General features: G+C 47.4%; 15 protein-coding genes and 1 pseudogene. 2 read left to right on the forward strand and 14 right to left on the reverse strand.

Annotation, left to right across the window (positions count from 1 at the left end):
• Positions 1-229 precede the first annotated feature (229 nt).
• Both DFQ00_RS14165 and DFQ00_RS14170 read right to left on the reverse strand, forming a co-directional pair.
• Entirely contained in the window at positions 230-2,512 is a 2,283-nt protein-coding gene (locus tag DFQ00_RS14165) for a YhgE/Pip family protein (protein ID WP_110897137.1), read from the reverse strand.
• A gap of 213 nt (positions 2,513-2,725) precedes the next feature.
• A complete protein-coding gene (locus tag DFQ00_RS14170) occupies positions 2,726-3,316 on the reverse strand; it encodes a TetR/AcrR family transcriptional regulator (RefSeq protein WP_110897138.1) in 591 nt (196 codons plus the stop codon).
• A gap of 426 nt (positions 3,317-3,742) precedes the next feature.
• On the opposite strand from DFQ00_RS14170, the gene DFQ00_RS14175 reads away from it, so the two are divergent.
• Positions 3,743-4,957 carry an MGDG synthase family glycosyltransferase gene (locus DFQ00_RS14175; RefSeq protein ID WP_110897294.1) on the forward strand — a complete coding sequence of 405 codons (1,215 nt, stop codon included), beginning with the start codon at positions 3,743-3,745 and terminating at the stop codon, positions 4,955-4,957.
• Positions 4,958-5,245: 288 nt separating this feature from the next.
• Here DFQ00_RS14175 and DFQ00_RS14180 read toward each other — a convergent pair whose 3' ends face one another.
• Both DFQ00_RS14180 and thpR read right to left on the reverse strand, forming a co-directional pair.
• Positions 5,246-6,103 carry a cell wall hydrolase gene (locus tag DFQ00_RS14180; RefSeq protein WP_110897139.1) on the reverse strand — a complete coding sequence of 286 codons (858 nt, stop codon included), beginning with the start codon at positions 6,101-6,103 and terminating at the stop codon, positions 5,246-5,248.
• Positions 6,104-6,233: 130 nt separating this feature from the next.
• A complete protein-coding gene (gene thpR / locus DFQ00_RS14185) occupies positions 6,234-6,836 on the reverse strand; it encodes an RNA 2',3'-cyclic phosphodiesterase (protein ID WP_110897140.1) in 603 nt (200 codons plus the stop codon).
• A gap of 199 nt (positions 6,837-7,035) precedes the next feature.
• Between thpR and DFQ00_RS14190 the strand changes: the two genes are divergently transcribed.
• Positions 7,036-7,992 (forward strand): D-2-hydroxyacid dehydrogenase, encoded by a 957-nt coding sequence (locus DFQ00_RS14190; protein ID WP_110897141.1) that lies wholly within the window; start codon positions 7,036-7,038, stop codon positions 7,990-7,992.
• 159 nt (positions 7,993-8,151) lie between these two features.
• Here DFQ00_RS14190 and DFQ00_RS14195 read toward each other — a convergent pair whose 3' ends face one another.
• From DFQ00_RS14195 to DFQ00_RS14240, 10 genes and pseudogenes are all read right to left on the reverse strand, one after another.
• Entirely contained in the window at positions 8,152-9,054 is a 903-nt protein-coding gene (locus tag DFQ00_RS14195; protein ID WP_425271027.1) for a TRM11 family SAM-dependent methyltransferase, read from the reverse strand.
• Positions 9,055-9,477: 423 nt separating this feature from the next.
• Positions 9,478-11,190: a methyl-accepting chemotaxis protein gene (locus tag DFQ00_RS14200; protein WP_110897143.1), complete on the reverse strand. Its 1,713-nt coding sequence runs from the start codon at positions 11,188-11,190 to the stop codon at positions 9,478-9,480.
• Between the two features lie 269 nt (positions 11,191-11,459).
• Positions 11,460-12,485, reverse strand: a complete 1,026-nt coding sequence (locus DFQ00_RS14205) for an MsnO8 family LLM class oxidoreductase (RefSeq protein ID WP_110897144.1) — start codon at positions 12,483-12,485, stop codon at positions 11,460-11,462.
• A gap of 86 nt (positions 12,486-12,571) precedes the next feature.
• On the reverse strand, positions 12,572-13,987 hold the full coding sequence (locus tag DFQ00_RS14210) for a deoxyguanosinetriphosphate triphosphohydrolase family protein (RefSeq protein WP_110897145.1): 1,416 nt from the start codon (positions 13,985-13,987) through the stop codon (positions 12,572-12,574).
• 590 nt (positions 13,988-14,577) lie between these two features.
• Complete coding sequence (gene htpG, locus DFQ00_RS14215; protein WP_110897146.1) at positions 14,578-16,461, reverse strand: molecular chaperone HtpG; 1,884 nt, start codon at positions 16,459-16,461, stop codon at positions 14,578-14,580.
• 790 nt (positions 16,462-17,251) lie between these two features.
• On the reverse strand, positions 17,252-18,151 hold the full coding sequence (gene nikC, locus DFQ00_RS14220; RefSeq protein WP_110897147.1) for a nickel transporter permease: 900 nt from the start codon (positions 18,149-18,151) through the stop codon (positions 17,252-17,254).
• 107 nt (positions 18,152-18,258) lie between these two features.
• On the reverse strand, positions 18,259-19,263 hold the full coding sequence (locus tag DFQ00_RS14225) for an ABC transporter permease (protein WP_110897295.1): 1,005 nt from the start codon (positions 19,261-19,263) through the stop codon (positions 18,259-18,261).
• Positions 19,264-19,471: 208 nt separating this feature from the next.
• A complete protein-coding gene (locus tag DFQ00_RS14230; protein ID WP_110897296.1) occupies positions 19,472-21,121 on the reverse strand; it encodes an ABC transporter substrate-binding protein in 1,650 nt (549 codons plus the stop codon).
• Positions 21,122-22,163: 1,042 nt separating this feature from the next.
• The gene (locus DFQ00_RS14235) at positions 22,164-23,144 is read right to left on the reverse strand and encodes a glycoside hydrolase family 25 protein (protein ID WP_110897148.1); all 981 of its coding nucleotides are present in this window, start codon (positions 23,142-23,144) and stop codon (positions 22,164-22,166) included.
• A 371-nt stretch (positions 23,145-23,515) separates the two neighbouring features.
• A pseudogene (locus DFQ00_RS14240) lies at positions 23,516-23,911 on the reverse strand (phage holin family protein); the annotation flags it as partial.
• Between the last annotated feature and the right edge of the window lie 68 nt (positions 23,912-23,979).

The following is a 23,979-nucleotide window of genomic DNA, read 5'->3' on the forward strand; positions in this document are numbered from 1 at the left end:
AAAGAAAATCGTTCCATATCCCGCCTGCGTTTGACCAGATTTTCGCAATTTTCATGTCAAAGCTTACAACAAAGCTTTCCGTTTTCATACAATTGTATACAAAATAGCCTGCGGCTCATTTTTGAGCCGCAGGCTATTTGCACTATTTGACTACTATATTGCATAATTCCGATACAAGAGCTTTTACTTTTTTTTGCAAAAGTTGTCCGAATTTCTGAGTCTTTTCTTATTAAATAGTCGCAGCCTGACCGACTTCAGATACATCCGCTTCTTTCTTCGAACGTCGGCCACTCCAGAGAAAATATGTCAGTGTAAGAATAATAGATACACCAGCATAAATGCTCAGAATACCTGCTTGATGCCACATTACATCAAAGTTGCCACTGGATACAACGGCTCTGAGACCAACAATGCTGTGAGTCATCGGCAGCCACTGACTAATCGACTGCAACCAGGTTGGAATCAACTCTACCGGGAAGGTTCCCGCACTCCCCGCAAGCTGGAAGACCAGAAGCAGGATAACAACATAACGGCCAGGAAGATCAAGCCAGGTAACCAGCGCCTGAACAATCAGCATAAACGTCAGGCCCGTTATAATCGTAAACAGATAAAATAATCCTGTGCTGCGTGTCTCCAGTCCGAGCCCGTACAACATAAAGCTCGCTACGATAACGGACTGAAGTATGCTCACCGAACCAAACACAAGCGTACGACTAACAAAGCGATTCCATCCCGAAACACCTGGCACAGAAGTTTCACGCATTTTCAGAACGATGGTGGAAATCAGTGATCCCACCAACAAACCGATGGACAGAAAGAACGGTGTCATACCAGTTCCGTAGTTGCTCACATTTTCCGCCTTGTTCTCGGAAGAATTGACCGGTTCTGCAAACATATTCACGACATCATCCGTTTTCTTCACTTCAGATGTTTTCTTTGCTGCATCAGTCAGCTTAGTTTCCAGCTTACCTGAGCCGTCTTTCAGTTCCGACAGACCGTTGGCCAATTTACCTGCTCCCTCGCCCAGCTGTTTAGAACCATCGGCCAGTGAAGACACGCCGCCGCTGAGTTTACCTACACCTGTCTGTAAAGCAGTTGTACCGGAGCCTAGCTGCTTCGCACCTGCTGCCAGCTGAGAACCACCTGTTGCGGCTTCACCCAGCTTGCCACTAAATTGCTTCAGTCCATCGGAGAGCTTCGCTCCTCCCTGGCTAAGCTGTCCAGCACCGGCAAGCAGCTGCTTCTGTCCATCCACCAGCTGGTTTGCACCAGCAAGCAATTGCTGCTGACCTCCATGGAGCTCAGTCGCACCAGCAGCCAGCTGCTGATTGCCTTGATGGAGCTGATTAGCACCTTGTGCCAGCTTCTGCTCGCTATCATGCAGCTGTGCACTGCCGTCAGCTACAGCCTGACTTGCAGCAATCAGCTTCTGAACGTCCGCACTTGCAGCCAGTTCAGGGTTGCTTGCGGCAAGCTGTTTCAATCCCGCGGCAACGCTTTGAGCGCCATCGGCTACTTTGCTGCTGCCGTCTACAGCAGATTGCAGGCCTGTAGCCAGCGATCCGCTGCCCTGTACTGCCGTTTGCAGCCCGTCAGACAGCTTCGCACTGCCTTGCTCGGACGATTGCAGGCCCGCTTGCAGCTTGCTCGTACCATCAAGCGAGGACTGCAGGCCTGTGGCCAGTTTATCACTACCCGTTTTCAACTGGTCAGCACCGCTTTGAAGCTGGGTTGTAGCAGCCTCTTGCAGCTGCTGTAAGCCTGAAACCAGACTCGATGTACCGCTCTCGAGTTTGGACGCCCCATTATGCAATGCGTTCACACCGTTGCTCAATGGAGACAAGCCATCTTGAAGCTTCAAAGTTCCAGAGGCAAGCTTCTCCAGATTGTCTTTCAGCTTCACAGCTCCGTCATCCAGCTTGCCTGCTCCACTCTTCAGATCCCCTGCACCGTCGCCGGCTTCTGCCAAGCCGTCAGACACCTCCGAGAACTTGTCCAGCAGCGTCTCCGCATATGATTCCGTCACCTTGGCTGAAACTTTGGATTTCAGATCCTTAATAGCCGTTTTGCCGATCTGTGCACCAACAAAGTTATAGCTTCCATTGGGCTCATAGATCAGCTCTGCCGGTGCAGGCTTGTCATCAAGCAATGTTGTTGCTTTTGATGAGAAATTTTCCGGAATGGTGATTTTCATGTAATACTTGTCGTTCTGCATACCTTCCTTTGCTTTGGCAGCACTGACAAATTCCCATTTGAAATCTTTATTTTTCTTCAGTTCATCAATAAGGTCGTTCCCTACATGGAGTGATTTGCCCTCCAATTCGGCACCTTTATCGAGATTAACAACGGCCACCGGCAGTTTATCCACATGACCGTACGGGTCCCAATAGGCAGCCAGATAAATGCCGCTATACAGGATCGGTATAAATAATATAGCAATTACAGGGATCAACACCTTCGGGTTTCTCACGGCCGATCCCACATCCTTGAAAAACACGGATAAAGATTTCATGTCATTTTCTCCCCTTAACCTCTCTGCTCACTAGCAGGAATAACTAATATGAAAACAGAATGAAATTTTCTGGAATTTTTACCGAAATACGTGATGACCATAATTCTCAAACGGTCAATTCAGGGCAAAAAACAAACTTGCCCTCCGACAAGTTTTACTGTTTTTCGCATTTGAACACAGCCATCCAACTACATATTTACCGCCTTGATCATCTCAGCTGGCTTTGTTATCAAACGCTATTCCCTCCATCAGGAAAAGGCGAAAGTAACTTTTAATCTCATCCTTGCTAAGCGGTTCATGATACTTGCTCCAATCCGTAGTCAATGCCGTATACAAACGAATCATCATAAACGCAACGACTTGCGGATCACAATCCCGAATCTCTCCGCCGTCCCTTGCTCTCTCCAGCTCATTTGCCAGAAAATCGGAAATCACTTTCTCCACCTTGTCCAGTCCCGCTTTGGCCTGTAGCGTACCAAAATCTTTCAACTCATGTGACAGCTTAACCAGCAATTCATGGTCACGGCGAAACTCCAAGAGCGCATCCAGTACCCGGAACAGATTTTCAAAAAAGCTGCTCTCCTTACGTACTTCACGATCGGCAATCTTTTTCATCTCCTGAATGACTTCAATCAGAATTTGATCAAACAGCTGCTCTTTATTCGTAAAAAAGGTATAAATCGTGCCTTTGCCTACATTCGCAATCTTGGCAACTTGATCCATCGTGGTCGCTTTGTATCCAAACATAGCAAACGACTGAGCGGCTGCATGTATAACCTGTTGTCTCCTGTCAATCGGAGCCATTGTATCTCCTCCTTGCTTCTCGTAGATCGCTCGAATATGATGAGTGATGCTGTCGTTCTTTCAGAACTGACCAAAAATATAAATCGGTCATTCGGTCACAAGTTACAATATCACCTTCAAATTAAGATTGCAAGCCTAGCTATCAAAAAATTGTATTTATTTTTTAACCGAAATGCAGTGGAAACTGTAAGCTTGGTCGTCTATAGTGTAAGATGACTCAAACAGTCCGCTTATACATGAAGTTTGATGTCTCAAAACATGAAGGATGGTGTAAATATTCAAGGATGAAACATGATTCCATACTTTTTCGTATATTCATGTAATACCACCCTTGCAGCGCCGTCTCAAGTTTACTCACGATCCCAACTGCTGTATATCAAAATTCAAATTAAATTTAAACTCAAACTTATGAATAAAGGTGAACTCATGCGAAAACCAAGAGTGCTCTTATTATCAGAAGGATTCGGTACTGGTCACACGCAGGCGGCTCACGCCTTGGCACACGGAATCAAAAAGGTCAGTCCGCATGTTCATAGTCGTGTTATTGAACTCGGGAAATTTTTGAATCCAACCGTGGCTCCACTTATCTTTACTGCATATCGAAAGACACTATCGGTTCAACCCAAGCTTGTCAGCCTGTTGTACCGCACTCAGTACAACAAATCGTTAAACGGCTTTACCAAACTGGCGTTGCACCGTATTTTCTATACACAAACGGCCCAGGTCATTGCCCAGCTCAGACCGGACATTGTCATCTGCACGCATCCGTTTCCCAACGCGGTCATTTCCAGACTTAAACGTCAGGGACTCAACATTCCGCTCTACACATTAATTACGGATTATGATGTGCACGGCACCTGGATTAATCCTGAGGTTAACAAATATCTCGTTTCTACACCTCAGGTTCAAGACATGCTGGAGGTACGGGGGGTTCCTGCCTCGCAAATTCAGATTACCGGCATCCCGGTGCATCCCGACTTCTGGGAGACGGGTGACAAGGTCAAACTGAGAACAGAAATGGGACTTCATAACATGCCAACTGCCCTGCTTATGGGAGGCGGCTGGGGGCTTTCTTTTGACGAGGAACACATGAAGGCTCTCGCATCCTGGGCAGATCGGGTACAGCTGGTATTCTGTCTGGGCAGCAATCAGAAGATGGTTGACAAGATGAAGGAAAATACGTGCTTTCAGCATCCGAACATTCGAATTCTGGGGTACACTCGGGAAGTCAGCAAGCTTATGGATGTATCGGATGTCCTGATCACGAAGCCTGGAGGCATGACGTGCACGGAAGCAATGGCTAAAGGTCTTCCTATGCTGTTTATCCCACCACATCCGGGTCAGGAAGAGGAAAACTGCGAATATTTTGTACAAGCTGGATATGGGCAGATCATTGACTCCGCTGACATCATAACGAACTGTTTCCAAGAGCTATGTGACGGGCAGCACGATCAAGAGACAACACCTCATCGTAGGGATTATCAACCAGGGACATCTGCGGCCTATGATCCGACGCTTTGCGCTCAGGCTGTACATGATTTATTGTTCCCAGCAACTACGGAGGTTACAACTGCGTCTCCAGAGCGGTTTAAAGCCGGGATATCCACTAGACCCTTGTCTGGTACCAGACTGCCTTTATAACGCCTCTAATGAGCCTTAGAATCGGCCTGAGAGCTTGATTAACAATGTATACTCATAAACATAATGCATAATAATAAAAAAACAACAAAAAGGGTTCCTCTTCACTAACGAAGGGGAACCCTTTAATTTTAACTGCATTTCACCGCATACTCTTCCAGAAAAATGAGTAAACTATGACGGTCGATTCGCTCAGAATACGACGAAATAAAACTGCATCATTACATTTTCAGGGCTGATGTGAGCTCACAACGTTAACTACCCTGCCTGTTTGCAGAATTTCAAGGCCTTTTACTTGTAAAAAGTATGATGACCGATTCTTTTCACTTCTTTCTTCGTACGAGCCACTGTCAGATCATCCGCAAGCGTCAAGGACAGGAAATAATACGTATCATCAGAAACTTGCTTCTGTCCGTTCAAGGCAGCATTTACCGCTTTGATACTGTCCTCATTCGGCGTCACCCGCTTCAAACGGCCGTTCGCCACAGGACTGAACTGGGATTTCTGATAGATGACCTTATATATGGTATCGGGAAAATTGGCTGACCGCAGCCGGTTTAAGACAACGTTGGCAACTGCAACTTTGCCTTCGTACGGTTCACCTTCTGCCTCTGCCATGACGATTTTCTGTAGCAGAAACAGTTCTTTATCGGACACACTGTAAGACCAGGTCGCGAGTTTCGCATCGTCCTGCTTCAAAAGTTCGGTCCGCGTAAAGTAAAGTTTTTGGGGGGGAGTTGAAACAGCTGCTGCTGCTTTGGCACGTTCCAATTTAGCCAGTTTCAAGGCAGCTTCTTTTTTAGCTTTTGCGTCAGCAATGGCCTTCGCTTTGCGTTGGGCTGCAGCCTGCTTCTGTTCCTGCTCATGTTGAGCAGACACAAGCCAGTTTCCGGCTGGCAACGCAGCAGTCCATGTTACCGATGATTTAGACGTGTAAGAAGATAGACTTGTCCCATCTTCAGTCATTCGCCTCTGCTCCTGAGACAAAGCCGGGTTATTATGTGCCGAAGCCGCAAGCTCCGTCATCTGTTTGCTATCACTCGCTTCGTTCCACTTCCCAGTCGCTTGAACGACATTTACCCCCACTATACATACAAGCAGCACAGATAACATCGGTGCTACCCAACGATTCTTGCTTATAATTTCCATTCGAAGATTCCTCCTGTCGAAACAATTCCCTAAACTAAGTAACCCAAAAAAAAGAATTTGAATAACGATGGCTAATATTACATAGGGATAAACACAATGTCAATGTGATTTTATGGTATATAAAAGTTTTTCAGGAAAATGAGAACGTATCCAGCGTCTCATACATGGGCGATTGTGCAAGCCTTGTCACATAAAGTACAAACCCTTCTACAGTCCATGAATCCCCATAAGAAACAGGTTCTGTAACAACGCCCGATAATCCATTATTATCCATTTCAGGCAGGTGTCCAACATATTTTCTGGCTACGGTCACATGTGGACGATACGGTCTCAGCTCTGCTTCAAAGCCCAGTTCCTTCGTCGCCTGAACAATAGCCTCTTGCAGATGATGTAAGCGCTCTACCTCTCCGCTAACACCTCTCCATAGAACCTTGGGCGAATGTTCCAGACCAAATGTGCCCCAGGTATCAAGCCGCAGAGCAAATGCATTGAATTCAGCAGCAACCGTACGCAGGGCTGCTCGAAGATGACCCACATCACTCATCAACGTATCTCCCAGAAACTGCAATGTAATATGATAATCCCTATGGTCCGTCCATTTGCGAAAATCCAGTTTGTTCCGTATGGGCTGTACCTGCATCTGAAGAAACTGTTGAATATCTTCAGGCAACCGCACAGCGATAAAAAGACGTTCCCGCCGGGATGCATGTTCTTGAAGTACTTGAGTATTCATTCCATACACCTCTCTAAAGTTCGCTCTATTATTTCATAAATATGCATAGCATTTCAAGCTGGGTAAATATAGAGTGACACAAAGAGCATCATTTGCATATAAGGCTTCGTTCCTGCATTTTCTATCTTTGTGCACGCCGTATGCCTAATCTGATACACTTGAAAAGACGAATCCATTGATCTCAGGAGGAATACACTTTATGGGCAAAATCATATGTTTTCCAACATTATCTGAAGAGCAGCAACAGCGGATACAGCAAGCCGCACCAGGGTACACCATCCAGATTGGCAAGGCCAAGGACCTCGATCCGGCTGAATTAAAAAAAGCAGAGATTATACTGGGATGGTCTTCCCTTATACGCGAACATGTACTGAATGAGGACAGTCCACTGAAATGGATTCAGGTCTGGTCGGCTGGTGTTGATCATCTTCCGATGGAGGACCTTCAGCATAAACAGATTCAAATAACCAGTGCGAATGGTGTTCATGCCATCCCCATTACGGAAATTATTCTGGGCATGATGTTATCCCACAGCCGCTGGCTGAGACAAGCCATGCTGTATCAGCATCAGGCCGAATGGAAGGCACCCGGCAAAGCGCTACCGGAACTGCATGGCAAAACAGCAGTGATCGTCGGCGTTGGCGAGATCGGCACCGAGACAGCACGCATCCTGAAAGCTCTTGGTATGCACACTGTCGGGGTCCGGCGTTCAGGCAAGGATGTGCCCAATATAGATACTATGTACGATATGTCTGGACTACATGAGGCTCTCCGTCAAGGCGATTATGTCATCAACATTTTGCCACTGACCGATGAAACACGTCATATTTACAATCAAAATACATTTGATCAATTCAAAACGGGAGCTTGTTTCGTCAATGTAGGCCGTGGCCCCAGTGTAGAGACAGAAGCCATGCTAGACGCTCTTCGCAGCGGGAAACTCGCTTTTGCAGCGCTGGACGTATTTGAAGAGGAGCCCCTTCCTTCAGACCACCCGCTCTGGGCAATGGACAATGTGTTAATTACACCTCACATCGCAGGAAGTACAGAGCAGTACACGGAACGCGCCCTTGATATTTTTATTAAAAATCTGGAAGCCTACGTTGCTGGCAAAACTCTACCGCTCAATCTTGTCGATTATAGTCATAAATACTAACACAAACGCACGTTCCCATGCAATATAATTTAAATGACACATCATTGTAATGGCACAAAATATGTTGCTAATAGTTCCAGCATATAAACGAAAAAACTCCATCAGGAACTCTTTTCCTTGGTGGAGTTTTTTTCATAGCATTCAGTTTGCTTTCAACGCTCAGGAACACACCCAGATGTGCCTTACAAATGCACTTTTACGAACTGTTCCATACCGCTCAATGGTCCAGCCCGCTTCCAATAGATGCTCCTGCACCCACTCTGTAGAGACAATAACAGCTCGCCCACACAATTCACGTAATTTCGTCAGCATTAACCGCTGCTCATGATCGGGAAGAACAGAGCAAAGATTGTACGGCATGTCGAATATTGACGAATCATACCTTCCCTCAAGCTCCTTCATGTCTCCCAGCGTAATTCGATGTGCATCGTATCCAAAATGCGGTAAATTCACACGGGCTCCCCGCACAGCAAGTGCATTCAGATCATTACCTCTTGCATCAATGCCCATGGACAAGGCTTCAATAACAACCGTCCCCATTCCGCAGCAAGGATCAAGCAAACGATGTCCCTCCACTACTGGAACAGCGATATTCACAAGTGCTCTCGCAAGAGCAACCCCAAACCCTGTCGAGTAATTTTGGGGCTTCTGCTGATGAACCTGCCATGACTTGTCCGATTCTGTCCACCGACCCAGGAGCCATTTTTCTCCTGTTTTGATTAGTCCGAAAGTCACTTTAGGCTGCTTCATCTGTGCTGTTCCCCGGATACACATCCCGATGTCTCTTTCTAACTTACGAGCCTGAGCATAATCCGGTACAGCGTCTCCCGCCTTTAAACAAACCACCTTAAACGTCTCATCAGGCATCAAACGAATCTCTCGGGCCACGGGAAGCAATTCGGCAACCGATGCACCTTGGCCCAGCACATCCAGCCGTCCATGAATAAAGGGACTTCTCCCCGGTGAAATACGTCGTTCAGACCACACATACGAGGTACCCTCACGATATATCGTTACATCCGTTTGAAGGAGGGTGCTTAGTTCCATCTCACACAATTGCATCTCATTTTCATGACACGCAAAAATATACAGGTCATGAACATGTTGAGGTCCCTTACTCTTTCCTTCGCCGATACGTCCATTTACAGCAGAGCTTGCAGAATACGCCTCAAATTTGTTCAGATTATTCGCCATAATGCCTCTCTTTTCCCAGCTTTTATAGTACTTTCGCTTCTTCGAGCATCGTCAAGCTTCGGTAGTCATTGTATCCAAAGTCAGGCGGAGTGACAACTCCATAGACAATGGACAAAGCTTACTTTTAATCCAAAAATAAAAAAACAGGGACCTCCAGCATCGGAAATCCCTCTGAATATTATGATTAGTACCTGCTCCTAAAAAGCATTTTTTTGCTCATTACAAGCATGGTTCAAACAACCGTTTTACCCTGTTTCTTCTATATAAATACAACAGCGTATACAGAACAGATTAAACTTTCAGTTTTTCGATAGAAACAACCAAATCGTCAGACAGCTCCTTCAACGTCTGAATATTACTGCTGATCATTTCCAATGAGCTTACCTGTTCCTCTGCGGAAGCAGAGACTTCCTCCACACTTGCAGCCGATTGCTCGGACACCGCAGAAATCTGCTGACTGAAATCATTCATTTGACCACTGCTCTCTTCCATACCAGCAAGTCCATCTGTCATGACGCCAATGACTTCAACCATGCCTTCAACCGATTGATTAATTGTTCTGAACAACTGACCTGAAGCAAGCACCTGCTCCTGTCCTAGCTGTGTCTCCTGAACACCCACACGCAGCTCGTCCACCACTCGTTGAGAGTCCTGTTGAATGTCCTGCGTAATAGTTGTGATCTCTTCAACGGAAGCCTGTACAGCCTCGGACAACTTCCGAACCTCCGATGCTACAACTGCAAAGCCACGTCCGCTCTCTCCGGCCCGCGCTGCTTCAATTGAAGCATTCAGTGCCAGCAGGTTGGTTTGACGTGCGATGTCGTGAATAACCAGCACAAGCTTGGAGATATCTTCGTTCTTACGATTGAGCTGCTCCATCTTGCTCATAGAGGATGACACTGCACTGGCAATCTGCTGCATCTGTTGTACGGAGCCTTCCATCGCCCTACGGCCACTTTGTCCTTGCTCCAGCACTTGATTAGACATATTCCGAAGCTGATTCCCCTGCTCCGCATGTTTCTGAATATGATTATTGAGTTCTTCAACAGCGCGAGCTGATTCAACTGCAGTCTGTGCCTGGCTTTCAGCAGCCTTTGCCGACTCTTCCATTGTAATCGCAATCTGCTGACTGCCAATCTTGACTTCTTCGGAAGCGATGGCCAATTCATTGCTTTGCCGATTCACCGTTTCGGCCACTCGCCTCACATTTAATACCATTGAAGTCAGATTACCTTTCATCTCATTGACCGCTTTGGCCAGAGTACCAACCTCATCTTCATATTTCGTATGTACATCCTGTACGTTCAACTGACCTTCCGCGATCAATTTCACAGCACTGATGACACGAAGCAGCGGTTTAACAACTTGTGTACGTATAATCGGTATAAATATAGCCGTGATAAGAATAATCACCAGCACACCTATAATTACCGACAACCTGCCATCCTGAACAGAACGGATCGTTTGGGCTGCCGATATATCCGATTGCTGCTGACTGTAATTGACGAGGTAATCCAGATTCACCTGCATGGTATCAAAGGATTCCGCTCCTTTGATAGCAACTTCTTTGGCAAGCCCCGTCTGTCCTTCGTCTTTCAGTCGAATCGCTTGCGTGTTGATTTTCAGATACCCTTCCCACTTGTCCTTAAATGACGACCAGTTCTCCTCCTCTTCCGCAGACTTGCTCAATTTATCGTAAGCAGTAATAGCCTGTGCTGTTTCACGAATAAATTTGGTACGTTCTTCGTTAATCGCGGCTCTGTCGGATGCATCGGCATCAAAGTAACGATAACTTAGAGACAGTACATGCTCTGTTGTATAGTTCAAGCGGTTGATCTCCTGAATGGATGGCATCCAGTTACCGGTAATATCATTTGTGTTCGTTTCAATTGAATTCATCCGGCCAATAATGGTGACACTTAGAATGATTAAACAGAGGATTAACAAGTAAAACGCGATGCTGATACGCAGACCGATACTCTTGATTTTGAATCTGCTAAACATATGAACTTCCCCCTCATGACAACTTTCACATCAAATCCAATTCCAGTGCTATTAAGCGGTTAACCATTCTATCGGCCTCTTGCAAATCGCACTCATCTATATTATAGCTACACTTTTAATAGCCATGAATATTATAGCATTCTTTTGTCAGGTTGACGCTGTAAATTGTAAAATCATGTTGAAATTTATCGAACTAAAAAAGCTGCAACATCCGATATTTCTCAGACTTGCAGCTCTTGATTTCTTATATAAATCCTTCAATTCAACTTTCACACTTTTGCAAAGCGAATCAGGCAATCCTGTTTGGCCGCAGCAAGCAAGCGATAGGATTCCAACCTGCGTTCATAATCAGGCCCCGCCGTTACAACAAGTATTCTGTCGGTATTTAACCTCTGCGCCAGCCGATCAAGCTGCTGCCACACTTGTTCGGGTGTGCCCGCAATATGCTTCAGCACATGAGTATTACTTGAACCACCCTGATCTTCTGAATCACGCGCACTGCTCAAATCCGAACCATCCGGGCGCTCGCCATGTGACTGCTCCTGCTGATTCTCTCTGCGTTGGTCCGCTATCTCACGGCTCCAGCCTAAAGCTTCGCTCTCTGATGCAGCACAGATCACACTAATCGCCGCCATGACCACAGGATGCTTCAGATGAGCACTCGGAACAAATTGATCCCGATAACGACGAACCGCCTCCACTCCATCCGAATCGCTCATAAATTGACCAAACACATACCCCATACCAAACTGTGCGGCCAAGTCTGCACTTTTGAGATTGGTGCCCAGCATCCACAGGGATAGCGGTGCTTCGGGAACTGGACGAGCTACAACCGGAACATCCTCATACGTATAACGATCCTCCAGCAGCCTTGTCAATGAAGCAAGGGATTCAGGCAGTTTCGAAACATGCTGCAAATAATTGCCGCTGAGCGCCATAGCAGCGTGAGGCCCCCCACCCGGAGCCCGTCCTAATCCAAGCTCAATTCGGCCCGGATACAACGACGCCAGCAGTCGAAACGACTCCGCCACCTTCAGCGGGCTGTAGTGTGGCAGCAGGACGGCTCCCGAACCAAGCTGAATAACTGCGCCAATATGTGCCAGCAGCACCTCTGGAGCAGCCGAGGCAAGCTCAGCCATGTCATGATGCTCGGATGTCCAATATCTGGCGTATCCCCACGCCTCGGCACGTTGAGCCAGAAGCACAGCTTGCTGAAGCGCCTGTTCAGCGGTCGCACCATTCAGCCTCGGAACAAGATCCAGCACGCCGAGACTGATATTTTCTTCTAACGTCAAACCCTCAACTCCTTATGAGCGCAGCATTTCTTCTATTCATTCAGATCATCAATGAGCCTAATCACCCGGATTATAGATGTAACCCACTAATCCAGGTCATAGATCGAGCCCACCTTCAGACCATACAGTTCATTATAAATTTTCTCGGCAAACGCATCCGTCATGCCGGCGATATAATCAATCACCATATGCTCCCAGGTCCAGATTGGCTGAGATTTGGCCTGATCCTTCTCATAACGCTGCAACCAATCGGATGGAATGATGGATTTGGACGTTTCCGGATCAAGGAATGCATCCCATAAGCGCTTAATCATCCATTCACTGCGTTTTTGCAGCCGCTGTACACGCAGATCCCGAATCATCGTTACCCACGCGAAGCTCTTGAGCACACTCACCGTGCGCAGCATGTCGAGGTCTTCCACGCCCTCGCGTACGAACGTTACTTTTTTCCAATCGCCATCATCAATGACGCCAAGACTGCCCACAAAAAGGCTGACCCAATACGCCTTCACCTCACGACGGGTACGCGAGTAATCATGCTCACAGAAAGGCATCTTCTCATTCCAGACACGCAGGAACGACGCAAGGACCTCTTCCACTTTTTCCGAAATTGCTTCCCTCGTCCAGCCCTTCCAGAACAAGTCCTCCAGTGTGGTTACTTTATCTACGATAAGCCGGTTGATATGCTGGTCCTGCAGAAAATGCTCATGCACCTCGATTTTGCCAGCCTTGATGCCGTCCTCCAGATCATGTGCAGAATACGCAATATCGTCGCAGAGGTCCATCAGCTGGGCTTCAAGTGTCTTCTTGCCAGCAGGGATGCTCCAGCGGTCCCGAATCTCGCGGATATACTGCCACTCATGATGGTACATGCCTTTCTTGCTCTCCGTTCCCGGATAAGGGTACTTGTTAATGCCCAGCAGCACAGCATCGGAGAGATTCAGTCCGTCGATATCCTCCCGCTTCTCCAGATACATAATAAGACGGAAGTTATGTGCGTTACCTTCAAAATGCTCGTATTTCCGCTTCAGCTCCGCACGTACCTCGGATTCGGCCTTGGGCACTTTGGCGTTACGGCTTTTCTTCATGATCTTCTTGGCTTCTGTATGGATCAGCTCATCCAGAATGCCATCCAGCACTTCTTCTCCTTTATGTCCAAAGGGTGGATGACCGAAGTCATGCGCAATCGCAGCACATTCCACCACTTCCGAATCAATGATGAGCCCCGGGCTCTCTGCCTTGCTAAAGTCCACCTCGGGGTAACGGCGCAGCAGACTTCTGGCCGCTTCCCGGGCAATCTGCGCAACCTCCAGGGAGTGGGTCAGACGTGTTCGATAATAATCCCCGGTGCCTGCTCCAAATACTTGTGATTTGCCCTGTAGCCGCCGGAAGGTCGGTGAATGTATCAGTCTGGAGTAGTCCCGTTCGTACGCAGCACGCGCGCCCTCCAGTTTCGTTAATTCAGGATATTGTCTATGTTCTCTCAGATCATTCCATTGCATGTGAATCACTCCTAGCCGACTGTCTCTATTTTGAGTGATTATACACAACATCTGCGGTTTCGAAAAGCAAAACCTGACCGTCATGTCATCTCTTCTTACATCAACTGGTGATGTACAGCCCTCTCTTTAACTATTATACCCTGCAAGACTATGGTCTGTGCATGGAATTAAGAACACTGCGCTGTTTCGTAGAAGAAACGATGTGTGCGAGCAGAAGCAGAAGAAATCCGATCATTCGCAAGTCGCGGCAAAATATGAGAAAGCAACTAATCCAGCAGCTGTCCAGCGCTAACGATCCTGAGAGAGCTTATTTAGCCATTTATAACACGTTGATGATTCTAGCGATCCCCACAAACTCTATTTCGCATCAAACCCGCAAAAACTCCAGAAAAATAGAGCTATGAAGAGAAATAACGTCTCTACGGATCGTTAGAATAAAGAATCGGCTAAAACGTGCCAAATAGCGTTTCTGGGGATCGTTAGCGCAATGTGAATTAAAAATAAAGCTGGAAGCCAAAGCTAAGCCAGCTTTGACATTTAAAAAGCAAGAAAACCCGGCAGGCAACTAACATCCTGTCGGGTTTAACTTCTTACACCATCACTTTGCAGATATCGTTTGTGAACTCAACCGGGTCCTGAATCGGCAGGCCCTCAATCAGTAGCGCTTGATGGTACAGCAAGCTGGTGTACAAGCTCAATTTCTCTTTATCCTGTGCAAAAGCATCCTTCAACGATTTGAACACATCATGGTTCACGTTGATCTCCAGCACTTTATCCGCCTGTACATCGCCGCTGTTCGGCATCGCTTTGAGCACCTTCTCCATCTCGATCGTCAGCTCACCCTCTGTGGACAAACATACCGGATGGCTGCGAAGACGTTTGGATGCCTTCACCGCTTTGACTTTACCTGCCAATTGCTCCTGCATCGCTTCGAACAATGCCTTGTTGTCATTATCCTGTGCCTCGTTCTCTTCCTTCTCGGCACTATCTTCAATACCCAAATCTCCGCTGGAGATAGATTTGAACTCTTTCTCCTTATAGTTCGTGATCATTTTGATCGCGAACTCGTCAATATCGTCCGTAAAGTAGAGGACTTCGTATCCTTTTTCCAATACGCCCTCGATCTGTGGAAGCTTCTCGATTCGGCTGATGGACTCACCCGCAGCATAATAGATGTACTTCTGATCCTCCGGCATTCTGGAAACATACTCATCCAGGCTCACCAGCTTGTTTTCCTTGGAGGACGTGAATAGCAGCAGATCCTGCAGTGTATCCTTGTTTGCGCCATAATCGCTGTATACGCCGTATTTCAGCTGACGACCAAACGCTTGATAGAACTTCTCATAGTTCTCACGCTCGTCTTTGAGCAGACTTTGCAGCTGGCCTTTGATTTTGTTCTTGATGTTTTTGGCAATCAGGCTAAGCTGACGGTCATGCTGCAGCATCTCGCGGGAGATGTTCAGGGACAGGTCCTCGGAATCCACCATGCCCTTCACAAAACCGAAGTAATCCGGCAGAAGGTCGCCGCACTTATCCATGATCAATACGCCATTGGAGTATAACTCCAGACCTTTTTCATACTCTTTGGTGTAATAGTCAAACGGCGTGTTCTCCGGGATGAACAGAATTGCATTGTATACCACCGCACCGTCCGCGCTAATGTGCAGGTGTTTGAGCGGCTTGTCAAAACCGTACCGTTTCTCCATATAGAAATTAGTATAGTCCTCTTCGGTCAGCTCGCTTTTATTTTTACGCCAGATTGGCACCATGCTGTTGACGGTTTGCTCTTCCTTGTAATCCTCGAACTCGTTCTCCGTACCTTCCTTCGGACGATGATTGGTCACATCCATTTTGATCGGGTAACGAATAAAATCGGAGTATTTCTTGATGATGGATCTCAGGCGGTACTCTTCCAAAAACTCGTCATAGGAGTCCTCTTCGGTGTTTGCTTTGATGGTCAAAACAATCTCTGTACCTACGCTGTCTTTCTCAGCAGGTGTAATTGTATACCCGTCGGCACCTTCAGATTCCCATCTCCATGCTTCGTCGCTGCCCAGCGTTTTACTGGTTACAGTCAGCTTGTCCGCTACCATAAACGCAGAGTAGAAACCAACGCCGAATTGACCGATGATGTTGTGGCCGTCTTTGGCTTCGTTTTCTTTTTTAAATGCCAGGGAACCACTCTTCGCGATCACACCCAGGTTGTTCTCAAGCTCTTCCTGTGTCATACCAATCCCGGTGTCAGTAAGAGTGAGCGTGCGGTTTTCCTTGTCAATCGTGAGTTTAATGAAGTAATCCTCTTTGTTGAATACGAGTGTATCGTCGGTCAGTGCTCTGTAATAGATTTTGTCAATCGCATCACTGGAATTGGAGATCAGCTCTCTGAGGAAAATTTCCTTTTGGGTATAAATGGAGTTGATCATCATATCCAGCAAACGTTTGGATTCCGCTTGAAACTCTTTTTTAATCGCCATGAATGAAGTGCTCCTTTCAGAATTGGGTATCGAATGACCAGGTTGACAATAACGACATGCACAGCACGTTCGCCTTCCCAACAATATCATTCCATATGTAATGGTGTATTTGCTTATCCTGTTAGCACTCGAATGACCAGAGTGCTAAACCCTTCTTTTTATATAACATATGGGAAAATTGGGTGTCAATACGATTGAGGTTATTTTAACAAAATGATTAAGATTTTACTGGTGCCACTGGACGGAAAACTACCGTCTGATCGCCTTCATCCCGGCTTCCCTCCCTATAAGAGGGCTTCACCGTCCATGACATTGGTGGATCGAACTCCATCCTATATCCCAGTGTAACGCACTTGCCTCAGTAGCACAAAAACCGCCACGGAGCGAAGTCCGGGACGGCATGGCAAAACTAGATAATCGAAAGAGCAGCCAGCGTGTTCGTGTAAAACCGAGTGGCATTAGCAGCAATGCTGGTACACGGCTGCAAAACAACTTGCTTTACTGATCTAACAGCAAAACTGCGATAATGGTATAGAGCTTCAAATGCTGTCAGCAGAGCTTCATGCGCTGCTGCCTAGATTCAAGAGCTACTGCATAGCTTCGAGGGCTGGTCCCAATGTTCCAAGCCTTGCTGTCTAGCTTCTAGCACTATGCCTGAATCCGTAGCAATACTTCTATCTTCTAGCGCCGAGATCATCCACCAGACCTGACGCAGAAGACCTGACAATGAAACGGAGACTTTCGCTAACGATCGCCAGAGACGCTGACTGTTAAAGCTCCAGTGCACGACTTACTTCTTCGCCATCTTGGGATCAAGGGTGTCACGCAGACCATCGCCCATCAGGTTGAATCCCAGCACGGTCAGCATAATCGAAAGACCAGGGAAAACAAGGGTCCACGGAGCCTTTTGAATAAACTGACGGGAATCGGACAGCATTTTGCCCCATTCCGGGTCTGGCGGCTGTGCTCCCATGCCAAGAAACCCGAGTGCAGCAGCCTCAATGATCGCCGTGCCAATGCCTAACGTGCCCTGCACAATAAGCGGTGTAAGACTGTTCGGTAATATATGCCGGAACAAAATACGTGCATTACCCGCTCCCAGCGTGCGTGCCGAGGTAATAAATTCCTCCTGACGCAAACTGAGCACCCGTGACCGCACCAGCCGTCCATAGGTTGGAATGTTCACAATGGCAATCGCGAGTAGCGCATTCTGGAGTGAGGGCCCCAGAATAGCCACAATCGCAATCGCCAGCAGAATGGCTGGAAATGCCAGCAAAATATCAAACAGACGGGAGATCAGCATATCCGCCCATTTACCATAAAACCCGGCAACCAGCCCCAGCAGCGCTCCCGCGATGATGGAACCAATGACCGAGAAAAAACCGACCCACAGCGATATTCGTGCCCCATGCAGCACACGGGAGAACACATCTCGTCCCAGATCATCCGTTCCAAACCAGTGCGCTGCCGAAGGGGCCTGAAGTCGGTCCTTCAGCACCTGCTCTTTGTAGTCATATGGTGCGATATACGGTGCAAGAAAGGCCACAATGATGAAAAAAGCAATAATAAGCAAACCCGCCAAAGCAAGTCGATTCCGCCGAAAAGTCCTCCATGCCTCACGCCAGGGGCCTGACCTGATCGTGCGTACTGCGTCAACAGTTTGTCCAGTATTGGTCGACAATTTGGCCATACAGGTTCTCCTTTGCTGAACTTATATAAGTTGAACTACGTATTGTACCGTTTTCTTACTTCAAGCGGTCTGCCTGCACATGAGCTTCTTCCCGCAAATTCGACTCCTTACTTATAACTGATCCTCGGATCAAACACCGCATACAGCAGATCTACAATCAGGTTGATGACCACGAAAAAGAAAGCCACAATCAGAATTCCGCTCTGAATCACGGGATAGTCCCGCGAACTGATTGCTTCATATATATAACGTCCAACACCCGGCCAGGCAAAGATCGTTTCTGTCAGCACCGCACCGCCCAGCAGCGACCCGGTCTGTATACCGATGACGGTCAGCACGGGAATAAATGCATTTTTGAGTGCATGTCCGTATACGACAAAAAACGGCCCCAAGCCTTTCGCCTTGGCGGTACGAATATAATCCGAGCTCATCACTTCCAGCATGCTGGAACGGGTCATCCGCGCAATAACAGCCATCGGAATCGTGCCCAGTGCCACACTTGGCAAAATCAGATGTTTGGTCACCGTCCACAGCTGATCCCAGCGTCCCGCAAGCACGGTGTCCAGCACATACAAACCTGTAATCGCATCCACCGGATCACGCGCATTCATGCGTCCGATCGACGGGAGCCACTGCAGCTTGTTCGCAAACAGCCACTGCTCCATGAGACCCAGCCAGAAAATGGGCATGGATACCCCGACAAGAGCGATGACCATACAGCAATAATCAAACCAGGAGTTATGCTTCCAGGCACTGATAATGCCAGCATTCACCCCAATAATAATGGCAAACAGCATACTCGCCATCGTGAGTTCAAGCGTTGCAGTCAGATAAGGGCCAATTTCCTGGGCAATAGGCACCTTGGTGCGAATGGAAGTGCCCAGATCCCCTTTCAGCAAGTCGCCCAGATAAGCGAAGTATTGCTGGAACCAGGGTTTATCAAGTCCGAGTTGGTCCCGGAGGGCCTGCTTGGACTGTTCGGTTGCTTTTTGCCCCAGAATCGTCTCGGCCGGATCACCAGGTATCGCATGAATGATCGAAAAAACGATTAGCGTCATGCCCAGCAGAACGGGCAGCAGTACCAGCACACGTTTGACAATATAGCTGTTCAACTCCAGATCACCTGCCCTAAACGTATCATGCGTATGATTCATATAAGCGAGATAAGAAAAAGCACTGGCAAACACACATGCTTTGGAGCGTCACTTCCAGGATGCAGAATCATCTAACAAGCATTGCATGTCCACCAGTGCATTTGCCCTGGTTACACTGTCATTTGTGCCTTAGCTTTGTTTGATTTTAATTTGGTTTGGTTTCGTTTCACTCAAAATAAGCTCCCGCATACGATTCCGTTCCCAGCGGAGACGTCACAAATCCTTTCAGATTCGCTTTTCCAGCCAAAATCGGCGTGGTATGCACAAGCGGAATCCACGGCGCGTCCTCCTTGATGATTACCTGAGCCTGTTTGTACAGTTCAGCACGCTTGTCCTGATCCGTCTCCTGCTGCGCTTTCGTCAACAAACCGTGCAGTTCCTCATTCACATAGTAGCTGCGGTTGTTGCCCGGAATAGCGTCCTTGTCCAGCAGGGTGTAGAGGAAGTTATCCGGGTCACCGTTGTCTCCCGTCCAACCGAGCATGTAAATATCGTCTTTCTCCCCGGCTTTGGAATCGTCCAGATAGGTTGCCCACTCGGGGGATTCAATGTTTGTTTTTACACCAATTTTCTCAAAATCCGCCTGAATGGCCTCCGCTACCTTTTTGCCATCCGGCATGTATGGACGGGATACAGGCATCGCATAAAATGTCACCGGATCAGGCAATCCGTCAGGGTAGCCCGCTTCGGCCAGTAAAGCTTTTGCCTTTTCCAGATCATAGGTATAATCTTCAATCGTATCATTGTAGCCCCATAACGTTGGAGGCATCGGGTTGACCGCTGGCTTCGCCTGTCCCGCAAAGAAGGCGTCGATCAGAGCCTGTTTGTTCACAGCATGGTTCAGTGCTTGTCTGACTTTGACGTTATCAAACGGTTTTTTCTTAAAATTAAACCCGAGATACGCCACGTTGAACGGTGGACGCTCAATCTTCTGCAGCTCGCTGTTGCTCTCCAGAATAGACAGATCATCCGGGTTCAGATCCTCCATCACATCAATCTCGCCATTTTGCAATGCGTTAAAACGAGCGGTGTTATCCGGAATAGAGCGCACGATCACCTTGTTCAGCTTCGGCAGTCCTTCCCTCCAGTAATTTGCATTTTTCTCCAGCGTGATAGAGTCATTCCGCTTCCACTCTTTGAATACAAATGGACCGGTGCCTACAGGCTCGCTCTTGAAGTTCTCCTTTTTCTCCTGAATTGCGGTTGGACTGGCAATCCCGAATGAGGTCATCGCAATATTTTGCAGGAAAGGGGCTTGCGGCTGGTTCAGGGTAAACTCAACCGTTGTCTCATCCAGCGCCTTCACTTCCTTGATCACACGACTGCCCTCTGGCCCAAACATCGAATCGTAATAATCGAAGGAATCGCCTTCGAATTTATATTCACTTGCCGAATCACTCCAGCGATTAAAATTGAACACAACCGCATCTGCATTAAAGTCCGTACCATCATGGAACTTGACCCCGGATTTCAGCTTGAACACATACTTCAGTCCGTCCGCCGAAATCTCCCAGCTCTCTGCCAATCCTGGCACGACCTCGGTTCCACCCTGCTTGTAATCGAGAAGTGAATCAAACACCTGATGCCCGATTTTGAGCGATTCCCCATCGGTAACAATAGCCGGGTCAAGCGCAACCGAGTCTCCACCACGTCCCATAATCATCGTATCCTGAGCGGCTGCTTCCGTAGGAGGATTATTGCCTTCCGCTGGTGCCGGCGTACCCTCACCGCCATCCTTGCTGCTGGAGCAGCCAGACAATACAAGTACCGTGCTCAGTGCCAACGTCAGTAAACCGGACATCCATTTTTTTCTCATTCGCATACGTACAACACCCTTCCCTGTCTCATAATGTGTGTGAAGCTTGCGTCAAAAAACGGCAACTCTGGCAGTGTGAGCAATGATGTTGTGATGGTGATGCTTTGTGTAAATGAGCAGTTCAACTTGTAGCCAATCATGAGGTAATATCTTCGTAGAATTTGAGTGCCTCGGTTACTTGTATCTATATAAGTTGAAGTTAGGATTTTACACACACCACTCCGATGACAGAATAACCTTCCAATCGCTGTTATCCCCAGATTTTTTTGATCCCCTTTTCCAAAGGGGAAAATCCGGTGATAAAGGCGAACGCTCCGCTTTTTCAGGTTTTTTCTGTCCCCTCCGTTCACGCGTGTAAATACATAGCTCGACTTATATATTAAAGGCTTTATATGCCTTTGATACCCGATTTAGAGTTTTGAAAAATTGCAGCCCAGATCGTTATTGAATTCAGACTCACATATAACCCCCTTCCAATCGTGACGGATTAGAGGTATTGAGTGTTGCCCTATTCAAACTAAGGTCAATTAATGGCTGATCTATGACCTTATCCTATCCATAGGTGCTCCTTTAAAAAACCAAAGACACACGTACAGGTGGACAATAGATGATCCACGACATGTAACCGGTTTTCTTTCGCTGAAGTACAATTCATTGAAATGGGCTGTTTATGTACACAGAGTGATTTTCATGGGTGTCTGATTCATAGAAATACGAGTAGAAAAACAGAACAGATTGACGACACTACAATAACTTCGAATGTTATGGTTTTGTCATGATGAGGGAGGTTTATCGTTAAAATCGTGGTGAAAAACATTTTGGTGTAATTTACTTTACATTACATTTACGAATTAAACAAGAGATTTAGAGTCTTATGTCTTCAACTTTGTAAGACACGTTATTTTTACTGACATTATGTACAAAAAAGGAACACAGCTCGACAATAATCGCCTGCGCTCCTTGCATTTGCTTCCCCACATTTCAGTTCTGTTCTATATAAGTTTGGAATAAATATGCTTACACCACGATGTGCTGATTCGATTTATTTTTTAAACAATCCTCTACGATGCATGACGGTTATAAAACGATAAAAATCGTAGCTTGCTCCGTTATCGATGCTAAACAGCGGATTTTTGGTGTCGTAGGCCAGTGCCGCATCGACTGCGGCTTTTGCCCAAACCGGAACTTCCATCTGCTGACGTGCCTGTAAACGATCAACCTGTGCTTTAAGCGCATCAAACGCGGCCTTCTCTTCAGCTGTCATCGGTTCGCCCCCTTTCGGTGGATTCGGATTGGATGGGTTCGTTGGGTTCGATGGATTGCCAGGATTGGTTGGGTTGGATGGCTCGGTGGGGTTCGTTGGATTGGTCGGGTTCGGTGTAGCCGCTGCATATCTGGCCCTGAGCTGTGCTGCCGTCCCCTCAAATTCATTCATATCCACGTTACCGGTTATGCCGTTTACCTTCCCTGAATCCGTATACTGCCAGAACGTCCATCGCTTCCACGCTGGCTGATCATCGGGCACACGTGAGTTACTGTAACGTGCAATCCACAGATCGTAGGTGCCCAAGGAAGCATCAAAATTCCCGGCAAAGGAGTTACCTGTGTATATGATCGGTTTAACACCTGTAAGTCGCTGCAGTTCTGTTAAAAAGGCTTTCGCCACCGTATTCATCTGTGCTTTGCTCAGATTGCCGGGGTTATTCTCGTAATCCATCACGGGCGGCAGCTGCATCGCCTTGGCTCCCCCGACCTTGTTCAGCGTATTGGCATAATGCGCCGCTTCTGCCTTTGCGATCTCGACAGTTGTTCCGCGGAAGAAATGATAGGTTCCCACCATCATGCCCGCCGCCAGCGCACCTGTTACATTTTTCTCGAAATTCGGATCGACATAGGTTCGCCCTTCGGTAGCCTTGATAAACACAAACGTTATACCACTTGCCTTCACCTTGGCCCAGTCGATATTGCCCTGGTACCGGGAAACGTCAATGCCCTGCGTGTTGCCCGGGGTTCTGTTTTGCAAAGTTCTCACACCCTTTATGCGGCCAATTGCCGTTTGTATATAGTAAATGCGGACGGGTTAGGGAGTGCTTGTGTGCGTGTCCCTTAGTTCATGAATGATATCAGACGACAGAGATACACGGCTTACAAGATAAAAAGCATAAACATAAGTGATGATTGAAAGTCAAAAAAGCACCCAGAACGGGTGCTTTTCTCATTGTTGCGCTACTTAGCAATTCTATCTCTTGTTTGTTCTTCATTCTTAACATCGGAATTCTCTTGATCTGTGGATTTTTCGTTGGACTGTTCATTTTCTGATGGGCGATCACTTCCACTTATGTTATCAGCCTGCGATGGAGGGGGATGTGGCAATGGCGTAGATAATGTATCCTCTCCCGCCTTTCCTTTGAGTACTTGAATCGCCTGCCGAATGACTGGTGGAATCGGAGCGCCCAGCTTGCCCCCGTTTTCAATGATAGACAACAGCTCATTCGCGATATAAAAAAAGGCGACCGCATCCCTGAACAAATGTCCGTCTCCCAGAACACCGTCCACCAGATGAGCCACCGATACCATTGCAAATATAAATACCTTTCGTGCGATGCCAAACATGCCAACATTACTTTCAAGCTTACCCGTCATGCCCGCCGCCGCAATCCCGGTTAGGTAGTCAAGAATGACGAAGACTAGCAATACGCCGAGCACCCCTGACCAGCCTCCAAAGAAGTAGTTTGCCGAGCTGCTCATCAGCGCAATCCCCCATCTCCATAGGTTGTCCCATCTTTCCATGGTTTCACCTCCTTTTGTTATTTTGAATGTTTGTCTCTGCGAGAGTAGTTGATTTTTTCTGTTAAGAT

The sequence above is a fragment of the Paenibacillus barcinonensis genome (genome assembly GCF_003217495.1).
GTDB classification, from domain to species: domain Bacteria; phylum Bacillota; class Bacilli; order Paenibacillales; family Paenibacillaceae; genus Paenibacillus; species Paenibacillus barcinonensis.